The sequence below is a fragment of the Yersinia sp. 2542 StPb PI genome (assembly GCF_048593855.1).
GTDB classification, from domain to species: domain Bacteria; phylum Pseudomonadota; class Gammaproteobacteria; order Enterobacterales; family Enterobacteriaceae; genus Yersinia; species Yersinia enterocolitica_E.
Genome location: NZ_JAZGQA010000288.1, coordinates 1 through 3,611, shown reverse-complemented (window position 1 = coordinate 3,611; position 3,611 = coordinate 1). Strand labels below are relative to the sequence as shown.

Sequence of the window (3,611 nt, the reverse complement as noted above, 5' to 3'; positions counted from 1 at the left end):
TACTCCGGCTATCAGGCTGGCCCAGTTGAAAAGAGCCTTTCTTGCTCAAATATGGTATTATTCTTAATAATCCATATTAATGAAATTGATAGAATGTTGCTGCGTTTATATCAGGTACTGCTCTACCTTATTCAACCTTTGATTTGGCTGCGGTTGCTGTTACGTAGCCGTAAAGCCCCCGCTTATCGCAAGCGTTGGGGGGAACGCTATGGTTTTTGCGCCGGTAAAGTTGTCGCTGGCGGTATCATGCTGCATTCAGTTTCAGTCGGTGAAACACTGGCCGCGATCCCTTTAGTCAGGGCATTACGTCACCGCTACCCATCACTGCCCATTACCGTGACCACCATGACACCTACCGGTTCTGAGCGTGTCCAATCTGCGTTTGGTAAAGATGTTCACCACGTTTATCTGCCTTACGACCTCCCCGGCTCGGTGAACCGTTTTCTTGATCAGGTCAATCCTAAGCTGGTCATTATCATGGAAACAGAACTGTGGCCGAACCTTATCAATGCGCTGCATCGTCGCAAGATCCCACTGGTGATTGCCAATGCACGTCTTTCTGCCCGTTCTGCCGCTGGCTATAAGAAGATCGGTAGTTTTATCCGTAATATGCTGCAACGCATCACACTGATTGCTGCACAAAATCAAGAAGATGGCGAGCGTTTCATCGAACTGGGCCTAAGACGTTCTCAGTTGACGGTAACGGGCAGCCTGAAATTTGATATTTCCGTCACCCCTGAATTAGCAGCCAGAGCCGTAACATTACGCCGCCAATGGGCACCGCATCGCCCGGTGTGGATTGCAACCAGTACTCATGACGGCGAAGAAGCCATTTTGCTGGAGGCTCACAGCCAATTGCTGCAACACTTCCCGACATTATTGTTGATTTTGGTACCTCGTCATCCCGAACGTTTCCCGAAAGCGGTTGAACTGACACAGAAAGCAGGGCTGAGTTATACCTTACGTAGCAAAGGTGAAATCCCTTCTGGCAGTACACAGGTTGTGATTGGCGATACCATGGGTGAACTGATGCTGCTATATGGCATTGCCGATCTGGCCTTTGTCGGTGGAAGCCTGGTTGAACGTGGTGGTCATAATCCATTGGAAGCCGCGGCCCATGCCATTCCGGTGTTGATGGGGCCACATACATTTAACTTTAAAGACATCTGTGCCAAGCTGGAACAGGCTGAAGGGTTGATAACCGTGACAGATACCCTATCGCTGGTAAAAGAAATCACCGTGCTGCTAACAGATGAAGATTGCCGCCTCTATTATGGTCGCCATGCAGTTGATGTGTTGCATGAAAACCAAGGTGCACTACAGCGGCTATTACACTTGCTGGAGCCTTATCTGCCGCAACGGAGCCACTAAATGAGTGCAAGAAAACGCCTGTCAGTGGTGATGATTGCCAAGAATGAAGCCTCATTGCTGGCGGATTGCCTGGCATCAGTGAGCTGGGCTGATGAAATAGTGGTATTGGATTCAGGCAGTGAAGATGAAACCATCGCGCTGGCTCAGCAATATGGCGCTAAAGTCTACTGTAATGAGCAATGGCCGGGTTATGGTAAACAGCGGCAATTAGCCCAACAATATGCCAGTGGTGATTATATTCTGATGCTGGATGCCGATGAACGAGTAACCCCTGAGCTTAAAGCTGCTATTGAAGCGGTACTTATCGCACCGGAGGAAGGCGCGGTTTATAGCTGTGCACGGCGGAACCTGTTTTTAGGCCGTTTTATGCGCCACAGTGGCTGGTATCCAGATCGAGTAACCCGGTTATATCCGCATCATCAGTTCCAATATAACGATAATTTGGTGCATGAATCACTCAATAGCGGCTCAGCAAAAGTTATCCCGTTGAGCGGTGATTTATTGCATCTAACTTGCCGTGATTTCTTTGCTTTTCAACGTAAACAACTGAGTTATGCAAAGGCGTGGGCCACTCAGCGCCATCAGCAAGGTAAGAGTTGCAGCTACTTCTCTATTCTCAGCCATACTCTTGGGGCTTTCTGTAAAACATGGTTATTACGTGCAGGTTTCCTCGATGGTAAACAAGGGCTATTGCTGGCAGTCGTAAACGCGCAATATACCTTTAATAAATATGCGGCTCTGTGGGCATTGAGCCACCAATATCAGAAAAGCGAGAACTCATGACCACCAAAGCCATCTATCCGGGGACATTTGACCCCATAACTAATGGGCATTTGGACTTAGTGACACGTGCCGCTGCCATGTTCAGCCATGTCATCCTGGCTATTGCCGACAGTTCCAGCAAAAAACCGATGTTTACACTGGCAGAACGCGTGGCATTGGCCAAAGAAGTGACCGCACCTTTGAAGAATGTAGAGGTTTTAGGATTCAGTGAACTGATGGCTGAGTTCGCCAGAAAACACGATGCTAATATTTTGGTACGAGGCTTACGCTCAGTATCAGACTTTGAGTATGAATGGCAACTGGCCAATATGAACCGTCACCTGATGCCAAAACTGGAGAGTGTGTTCCTGATGCCATCAGAAAAATGGTCGTTTATCTCTTCCTCATTGGTGAAGGAAGTGGCGCGCCATGGTGGAGATATCACGCCGTTCCTTCCGGTACCGGTCACCAAAGCGCTAATGAGTAAACTGGCCTGACTCTTTATTTACGCGATACCCTATATAGCCAAAGTTAATTGGCGTTACCGGTAGGTGGTAAGCGAACATAGCTCACAACCCAGCGGCTTCAAATACGAAGGGTAAACGATTAATGCTGGCAGTGGCGGCAAAAAAACGTACTGCGCTGCCCATGTTTCGCAATTTCAATCAGATGCCCACAACGGCGACATGGCTCGCCTGCCCGCCCGTACACCTGCAACTCCTGCGCAAAGTAACCAGGCTTACCGTCTGACTGTAGAAAGTCGCGCAATGTAGTGCCCCCCTGCTCAATGGAATGCAGCAACACGGCTTTTATTGTGGCCACTAGCAGTACAATTTCAGCGTTGGTTAATGAACCGGCAGCACGGTCAGGCAAAAGACCCGCGGCAAACAAGGATTCACTGGCGTAAATATTACCAACCCCAACTACCACTTTATTATCCATCAGCCACTGTTTAATCACGGTGCGCTTATTACGTGATTTATCAAACAGATATTGGGCAGAAAATTCGTCGCTCAGTGGTTCTGGCCCTAAATGTGCTAATACATTGCTGGTTTCAAGGTCTTTTGCCCACAACCAGGCACCAAAGCGCCGTGGGTCGGTATAACGCAATATTTTGCCATTACTGATCACCAAATCGACATGGTCGTGTTTTTCAGCTTCAGTTTCTTCAGATAATATCCGTAAGCTACCTGACATTCCCAGATGGACGATAATCCAGCCAGTTGGCAGTTCTATTAGTAAATACTTGGCCCGACGCTGAACACTGAGCACCGGCTGATCGCTCAAAGCCAGAATTTCATCGGATACCGGCCAACGCAAACGGGCATTTCTAACCACCGCGTAAAGAATGGTTTGGCCGACAAGATAAGGTTCGATCCCGCGTCGGCTGGTCTCAACTTCTGGTAATTCAGGCATGTAACCTCCCTAAACGTATCTCACTGAACTTTATATAATAAAAAACCCGGCCGAAGCCGGGT

4 protein-coding genes are annotated in these 3,611 nt (G+C 48.5%); 3 read left to right on the top strand and 1 reads right to left on the bottom strand.

The window, feature by feature from the left end; genetic code table 11:
- Positions 1 to 93: 93 nt before the first annotated feature.
- From waaA to coaD, 3 genes are read left to right on the top strand one after another with little or no spacing between them, the layout of a single operon-like run.
- Positions 94 to 1,371 (top strand): lipid IV(A) 3-deoxy-D-manno-octulosonic acid transferase, encoded by a 1,278-nt coding sequence (gene waaA, locus V1952_RS20645; RefSeq protein ID WP_372560141.1) that lies wholly within the window; start codon positions 94 to 96, stop codon positions 1,369 to 1,371.
- Positions 1,372 to 2,154, top strand: coding sequence for a glycosyltransferase family 2 protein (locus tag V1952_RS20640; protein WP_372560142.1), 783 nt, complete (start codon positions 1,372 to 1,374; stop codon positions 2,152 to 2,154). It abuts the gene before it with no gap.
- Entirely contained in the window at positions 2,151 to 2,630 is a 480-nt protein-coding gene (gene coaD, locus V1952_RS20635) for a pantetheine-phosphate adenylyltransferase (protein WP_083161716.1), read from the top strand. Before V1952_RS20640 ends, coaD begins: the two co-directional genes overlap by 4 nt.
- 109 nt (positions 2,631 to 2,739) lie before the next feature.
- Here the strand turns inward: coaD and mutM are convergent, their stop codons facing one another.
- Positions 2,740 to 3,549 carry a bifunctional DNA-formamidopyrimidine glycosylase/DNA-(apurinic or apyrimidinic site) lyase gene (gene mutM, locus V1952_RS20630; RefSeq protein ID WP_372560143.1) on the bottom strand — a complete coding sequence of 270 codons (810 nt, stop codon included), beginning with the start codon at positions 3,547 to 3,549 and terminating at the stop codon, positions 2,740 to 2,742.
- Positions 3,550 to 3,611: the final 62 nt, after the last annotated feature.

Excerpts from the sequence above, each read along its gene's own strand:
- waaA (WP_372560141.1), top strand. The coding sequence starts at position 94 with ATGTTGCTGCGTTTATATCAGGTACTGCTCTACCTTATTCAACCTTTG.
- V1952_RS20640 (WP_372560142.1), top strand. The coding sequence starts at position 1,372 with ATGAGTGCAAGAAAACGCCTGTCAGTGGTGATGATTGCCAAGAATGAA.
- coaD (WP_083161716.1), top strand. The coding sequence starts at position 2,151 with ATGACCACCAAAGCCATCTATCCGGGGACATTTGACCCCATAACTAAT.
- mutM (WP_372560143.1), bottom strand. The coding sequence starts at position 3,549 with ATGCCTGAATTACCAGAAGTTGAGACCAGCCGACGCGGGATCGAACCT.